The following is a 6,161-nucleotide window of genomic DNA, read 5'->3' on the forward strand; positions in this document are numbered from 1 at the left end:
TAATCGGACTGAAAGTATCGGTGAGCAGGGAACGGGTGAAACGATACGGGCGTCTACGGCGAATCGAACGAACGACCAATTCACTCAACGGGGGTGACCATGCAGCCCATTGACCCGGATCAGTGGCTCAAGCAGTACGGGGCCAAGATCGAGCAGGCCAAGCAGCACGCCGAACAGGCTCGCGACCAGCTCGGTGGTGTGGGTGGCAGCGCCAGCTCGCCAGACGGCCTGATCACGGTGACGGTCAACGCGACAGGCGTGCTGACCGATCTGCAGATCAAGCCGGAGGCCCGCGGCATGGACCCCAGCGAGATCGCCTCCGCCGTGCTCGCGGCCTCCACGAAGGCCCAGCGCGACGCCTCCGGGCGTGTCGTGCAGATCATGACGGACTTCGTCGGCGACAGCCCCGCGCTCGAGTTCGTGAAGGCGCAGATGCCGAACGGATACGCGGGCGACGGAACCGACGAGGAAGAACCGAAGTCGGAGTTGGAGCGCAAGGACGTCCGGCCCGACGACGAGTACTTCACCAACCCGCCCGACGTCATGGCCTGAGTGCAGGAGGGGGTTAGGCATGCAGCAGCACTTCAACATCGACCTGGACGAGCTGAGAACCCACGCCGCGAACGTGGACCGGCTCATGGAACGGATGCGCAAGGCCACCGAGACGTGTGATCCGGGTGCCCTCACCACTGAGGCGTTCGGCGTCTTCCTCGGCTTCCTCGCCCAGAACGTCCTCCAGCAGGCAGGCCTGTCGCAGGACGGCCTCGGCAAGGCCGCCAACTCGCTGATGGACATGGCCGGCGGTCTCAAGCAGACCATCGAGCAGTACGAGCAGGTCGACCTCGACAACATGTTCGGCTTCAAGGGAGGCCGGGGATGAACGCCCCAGCGACGCAGTCCAACGGTGCCGACACCCAGCAGCTGATCAGCAACATCTCCAACACGTACTCCGCCATCGAGCGCGGCGACTGGGTCAACGCGGGCCTCGGCATCGCGAACTCGGCCATGGGCATCGTCGGCATGGCGTCGAACCCGCTGAGCGGTTTCCTCTCCGCCGGTTTCAGCTGGGCCATCCAGCACGTCGACTTCCTGCGCGAGCCGTTCGACGTCCTGCTCGGCAGCCCCGAGTCGATCGCCAAGATGTCCGAGTCCTTCCGGAACGCGGGCAAGCAGGTCCACGGCATCGCGACCGAGTACGAGCGGATCTGCGTCTCGCAGACCCGTGAGTGGGAGGGCAAGGCGGCCGACGGCTACCGCGCCGCGGCCAAGAGGCACGCGGGTGGCCTGGAGACCCTCGCCAAGTCGGTCGAGGGCATCGCCGGGGCGGTCAAGGGTGCGGGCGAGCTCGTCGGCACGGTCCGCAAGATGATCATGGACCTGATCAGCCAGGCCGTGTCCGACATGGTCATGAAGATCATCCAGTGGCTGGCGGCGTCGTTCCTGACGTTCGGCGCGGCCATCGCGGGCGCGATCTCGGACATCGTCACGACCGCGGTCAACTACGCGAAGAAGCTGGCCGACTTCCTGCAGAAGCTCGTCGGCTCCGTGCAGAAGCTGATGAACCTGATCAAGTCCGTCTCGCAGATCGCCAAGGTCGCCGAGCAGGTCATCGACGCGATCTCCTCGATGGCGAACGGCGGCAAGGGTGGTGGCGGCGGTTCCGTCCGCAACACCTCGGGCGGCTTCGACGGCATCCGCTCCGACGACCAGTCCCGCGCGTCCGCCGGTGCCGGCGGCACGTTCACCAGTGGTGCCAACGGCGGCTACACGGGTCCGCAGCTGACCGGCGCCGACGGCGTCGCCCAGGTCCGTCCCGGCTGGCAGAGCCCCGGTGACCAGGGCGGCTACCAGAGCCCGAACGGGCCCGGGACCAACGTCGGTGGCCCCGCCATGCGTCCCATCTACTCGCCTCCCGGCACCGGTACCGGTGGTCCCGTCTACACGTCTCCTGGCAACACCGGAGGCGGCGCTGGTGGTGGCGGCGGTTACGTTCCGCCCGGTGCCGGCGGCGGCGCGGGTTCCGGCAGCGGTACGGGCCGGTGGGTTCCGGGTCACTGGGAGCCCGGCACGACCACGACGGCCGGTGGCGAGACCGGGACCAAGCTCCCGGCGATCGGCACCACGCCGACCACGCCGAACGCCGACTGGTACCGCCCCACCACCGACCACGCCGCGTCCGCTGCGGCTGCCGGTGGCGGCGGAGCGGGCGGCGCCATGCCCAAGGGCGGCGGCGGAGGTGGCGGGGGCGGTATGCCCGCCGGCTTCGGCGGTGGCCCGGCCGGTGGCGGTGGTGCCGGCGGTACCTCGGCCACTCAGTTCGGTGGCGCGGCAGGCGTCATGGCGGCCGGTAGCGGTGCCGCTCCCGCGGCTCCCGCGGCCGCTGGTGGCGCTGGTGGTGGCCCCAAGGGCGGCGCCGGCATGGCGCCGATGATGGGTGGTGCCCCGATGGCCGGTGGAGCCGGTCAGCAGGGCGGCAGCAACGAGCACAAGCGCAAGGTGCGGATCGAGGGCGAGTCCCTGGTCGAGCCCCCGAAGGCCGCGAAGCCGGTCATCGGGGAGTGACCTCGCACTGAGGTCTTCGCGCTGAGAACGGGGCGTCCTTCGCGGGCGCCCCGTTCTTCATGCGTTCGCCATGAGCTTCTCGATCTCGGGTGCGGCCTTCTCGCGGTCCTTCGGCACCAGGCCGATGCGCGTGCGCCGGTCGAGGACGTCGTCGGCGTCCAGCGCGCCCTCGTGCCGGATCGCGTGGACGACGTCGGCCTCGGTGACGCCCGGTGCGATCGGGGTGGTCGGCGCCGGCCTGTCGTCGACCAGGCGGATGTCCTTGGTGCGGCAGGGGATCTGCGTCAGGTTCGTCGCGTCGACGGCGTCCGCCGCCATCCTGCGGTAGGTGGTGAGCTTGCCGCCGACGACCGTGATCACGCCGTTCGGCGCGGTCAGCACGGCGTGGTTGCGGGAGAGGTCCGCGGTCCGGCCCTCGGCTTCGAGCAACGGGCGCAGGCCCGCGTAGCTGCCGATGACGTCGTCCCTCGTGAGCTTCCGTTGCAGGACGTGGGAAGCGGTCGTCAGCAGGAAGTCCACATCGGACTCGGGAACCTGCGGCACGTCCGGGATGTCGTCCACCGGCTCGTCGGTGAGGCCGAGGTACGCGCGGCCGTTCGCCTGGGGCAGCAGCAATGCGTAGCGGTTGTGCTCGCCGGGAACAGGGATGGTCAGTGCCGTGCCGGTGAGGCCGGCGCTCCTCGCGTCGATCACGAGGTGCGAGCCGCGGGACGGGCGCAGGTGCACCGGGGCGAGCGTGCCGGCCCACACGCCGGTCGCGTTGATCACCGCCCTGGCCCTCACGGTGAAGGTGGTGCCGGTCAGCGTGTCCTCCACCTCGGCACCGTCGCCCTGCAGCGTCCTGACCTTCGCGCGGGTGATGATCCTCGCGCCGTGCCCGGCGGCGGTTCTGGCCAGCGCGACCACGAGCCGCGCGTCGTCGACGAGCTGGCCGTCGTAGCTCAGGAGGCCGCCGGTGAGCTTCGCCGGGTCGAGACCGGGGACCAGCGCCAGGGCCTCGTGCCGCTGCACCCGGCGAGGGCCGGGCAGCACGTCCGACGGCGTGCGTGCGGCGATGCGCAGCGCGTTGCCGGCCCGGAATCCGGACATGACGAAGTGGCCCGCGGTGGCGTGCAAGGGGAACAGCATCGGCAACGTGCGCGTGAGGTGCGGTGCCGTCCTGGTCATCAGGATGCCGCGCTCGACGGCGCTCTCGTGGGCGAGCCGCACGTCGCCCTTCGCGAGGTAGCGCAGGCCGCCGTGGACGAGCTTGCTGGACCACCGCGACGTCCCGAACGCCAGGTCGTGCGCCTCCAGCAGGACGGTCCTGAGGCCTCGGGACGCCGCGTCGAGCGCGACCCCCGCGCCCGTGACGCCGCCGCCGATGACGAGCAGGTCGGCGACCTCCCGTTGCGCTGCTTCGAGGTCCTGCAGGCGCCTCGCGGCGTTCAGGGACGTGTTCACGGTTTCAGGCCTCCGTCCAGCTGTTTGGCGAGCTCGTCGAGGAGCGCGGTGAAGTCGAGCCCGGAGGTGGCCGGTCTGGTCGAGAGCACCATCGACTGCGTGCTCAGCAGCACCACGCGGGCCTGCGTCTTGGCGTCACCGAACCGGACCGAGCCGTCGAGGTGCCCGGCCTCGATCTGCGCGACGAGGAACTGCTCGACCAGCCGCTGCGTGCTGCCCAGCCGGTCGGTGAGGTACGGCAGCATCAGGTCCGCGTCGAGCTGCAGGACGCGCTGCATCAGCGGGTTGGCGTCAAGCAGCCGGATGGCGTCCACGGCCCGCTGGACGAGCTGCTCGCGTGCGTTGCCCCGCCCGCCTGCCCGTTCGACCTCTTCGAGCAGCGCGGCGAACTCCCTGGTCATCAGGGCTCTGACGAGGTGGTCGACGTCCGGGTAGCGGCGGTAGAGCGTCATGCGGCTCACGTTGGCCCGTTTCGCCACGTCGGTGAGGGTCGTCCGGCGGACACCCACCTCCAGAACACACTCACGGGTGGCGTCGAGCAGAGCGTCGTGGGTGTGACGTTGAGACGTCATGTGTAACACTGTAGCAGTGACCAGGGCTCGATGGACCTCCGAAACCGTGCCGTTGCCGCCGCATGCGCTGGCTTGGCTGAGTCAGCGCGTCGGCCTGGGGGAGCCCCTTCCCGAGGTGCCCGTCGTGGTGCCTCCCTCCGAGCTGACCGAGGACGCGTTCACGGCGCTGGAGGCCGTGTGCGCGGTCTCCGTCGAGGACGCGGATCGGCTCGGGCGTGCTGGTGGGCTGTCGTATCTGGACCTGCTGCGTCATCGCGGGCACGGAGAACTCGCTGTGCCGGACGCCGTGGTGCAGCCTGCCTCGCCCGAGGAAGTCCTGGAGGTGCTCCGGGTCTGCGTCGAGTACGACATCGCCGTGGTGCCGTTCGGGGGTGGTACGTCCGTGGTGGGTGGCGTTGAGGCGCTGCGCGGGTCGAAGTCCGCTGTGGTGGCGTTGGACCTTGCCGGGCTTGGGCGTTTGGTTTCTGTCGATCCTGTGTCCCGGGTTGCGGTGTTGCAGGCAGGGATCACCGGGCCTGAAGCGGAGAAGTTGTTGGGGGAGCACGGGTTCACGCTCGGGCATGTGCCGCAGTCGTTCGAGCGGGCCACGATTGGCGGGTTCGCCGCCACCCGTTCCGCTGGGCAGGCCTCGTCCGGGTATGGGCGCTTCGAGGACATGGTCGAGTCGGTCCGGGTCGCGACGCCTGTGGGGGAGTGGGTTGCGGGGGCCGCTCCCGCGTCTGCTGCCGGTCCGGATTTGAAGCAGCTGGTGCTGGGTAGTGAAGGGTTGTTCGGGGTTATCACTGAGGTGTCTGTTCGGGTGCGGCCTCGGCCTTCCGCTCCTCGTTATGAGGGGTTTGTCGTTGACGGGTGGGAGGCTGGGGTTTCGCTTGTGCGGTCGCTGGCTCAGGCTGGGGCGTTGGCTGACATCACTCGTCTGTCCGATGTGGATGAGACTGAGGTCGCTTTGGAGATGGCTGGTTCCAAGGCTGATTTGGTCAAGAAGTACCTGCGGTTGCGTGGGGTGAAGCAGCCGTGTCTGGTGATCCTCGGATGGGAGTGCCGATCCCGTGCCGCGACCGTGAGAGCGTTGAGCGGGCGCAAAGTCGTGCGACTCGGCCGGGCTATGGGTGCTTCGTGGTTGCACGGGCGGTTCAACGGGCCTCGGCAGCGGGATGCCCTGCTGGACGCCGGTGTCTGCGTCGAGACCCTGGAGACCGCCACTCACTGGTCCCGGGTCTCCGAACTGCGTGACGCCGTGCGGGACGCGTTGGTCGCGGAGCTCGGGAATCCCGTGGTGATGTGCCACATCTCGCACGCCTACGAGACTGGGGCTTCGCTCTACTTCACCGTGCTGGTGCCTCGGGATCTTGGTGATCCTGTTGGGCAGTGGGGGAGGGCTAAAGCTGCGGCCTCTGACGCGATCTCCCGGTTGGGGACTATCACCCATCACCATGCTGTTGGTCGCGATCACCTTCCGTGGCTGGAGAAGGAGATCGGGGCTATTGGGGTTGAGGTGTTGCGGGCAGTCAAGGAGCGGGTTGATCCGACTGGGATTTTGAATCCTGGGAAGTTGGTTTAGTCGCGGGTCTGTTGCGTTCCCCG

6 protein-coding genes are annotated in these 6,161 nt (G+C 69.0%); 4 read left to right on the forward strand and 2 right to left on the reverse strand.

The features are described from left to right. Window positions 1-99: 99 nt before the first annotated feature. The 3 genes from SK571_RS44435 to SK571_RS44445 are packed head-to-tail and all read left to right on the forward strand — an operon-like array spanning window position 100 to window position 2,562. Entirely contained in the window at window positions 100-552 is a 453-nt protein-coding gene (locus SK571_RS44435; RefSeq protein WP_319990130.1) for a YbaB/EbfC family nucleoid-associated protein, read from the forward strand. Between the two features lie 19 nt (window positions 553-571). Further along, on the forward strand, window positions 572-880 hold the full coding sequence (locus SK571_RS44440; RefSeq protein ID WP_090007421.1) for a hypothetical protein: 309 nt from the start codon (window positions 572-574) through the stop codon (window positions 878-880). Further along, window positions 877-2,562 carry a WXG100 family type VII secretion target gene (locus tag SK571_RS44445; RefSeq protein WP_319990131.1) on the forward strand — a complete coding sequence of 562 codons (1,686 nt, stop codon included), beginning with the start codon at window positions 877-879 and terminating at the stop codon, window positions 2,560-2,562. Before SK571_RS44440 ends, SK571_RS44445 begins: the two co-directional genes overlap by 4 nt. Before the next feature lie 57 nt (window positions 2,563-2,619). On the opposite strand, the gene SK571_RS44450 is transcribed toward SK571_RS44445, so the two are convergent. Both SK571_RS44450 and SK571_RS44455 read right to left on the reverse strand, forming a co-directional pair. Continuing rightward, window positions 2,620-4,005, reverse strand: a complete 1,386-nt coding sequence (locus SK571_RS44450) for a glycerol-3-phosphate dehydrogenase/oxidase (protein ID WP_319990132.1) — start codon at window positions 4,003-4,005, stop codon at window positions 2,620-2,622. Further along, the gene (locus tag SK571_RS44455) at window positions 4,002-4,577 is read right to left on the reverse strand and encodes a TetR/AcrR family transcriptional regulator (protein WP_319990133.1); all 576 of its coding nucleotides are present in this window, start codon (window positions 4,575-4,577) and stop codon (window positions 4,002-4,004) included. The genes SK571_RS44450 and SK571_RS44455 overlap by 4 nt, the downstream gene beginning before the upstream one ends. Between SK571_RS44455 and SK571_RS44460 the strand changes: the two genes are divergently transcribed. Further along, complete coding sequence (locus SK571_RS44460; RefSeq protein ID WP_319990134.1) at window positions 4,576-6,138, forward strand: FAD-binding oxidoreductase; 1,563 nt, start codon at window positions 4,576-4,578, stop codon at window positions 6,136-6,138. The two genes, SK571_RS44455 and SK571_RS44460, sit on opposite strands and share 2 nt — an antisense overlap. The last annotated feature ends 23 nt before the right edge of the window (window positions 6,139-6,161 follow it).

It is taken from the genome of Lentzea kristufekii, from assembly GCF_033949925.1.
GTDB lineage: Bacteria > Actinomycetota > Actinomycetes > Mycobacteriales > Pseudonocardiaceae > Lentzea > Lentzea kristufekii.

Excerpts from the sequence above, each read along its gene's own strand:
- SK571_RS44445 (WP_319990131.1), top strand. The coding sequence starts at position 877 with ATGAACGCCCCAGCGACGCAGTCCAACGGTGCCGACACCCAGCAGCTG.
- SK571_RS44440 (WP_090007421.1), top strand. The coding sequence starts at position 572 with ATGCAGCAGCACTTCAACATCGACCTGGACGAGCTGAGAACCCACGCC.
- SK571_RS44455 (WP_319990133.1), bottom strand. The coding sequence starts at position 4,577 with ATGACGTCTCAACGTCACACCCACGACGCTCTGCTCGACGCCACCCGT.
- SK571_RS44435 (WP_319990130.1), top strand. The coding sequence starts at position 100 with ATGCAGCCCATTGACCCGGATCAGTGGCTCAAGCAGTACGGGGCCAAG.
- SK571_RS44460 (WP_319990134.1), top strand. The coding sequence starts at position 4,576 with ATGTGTAACACTGTAGCAGTGACCAGGGCTCGATGGACCTCCGAAACC.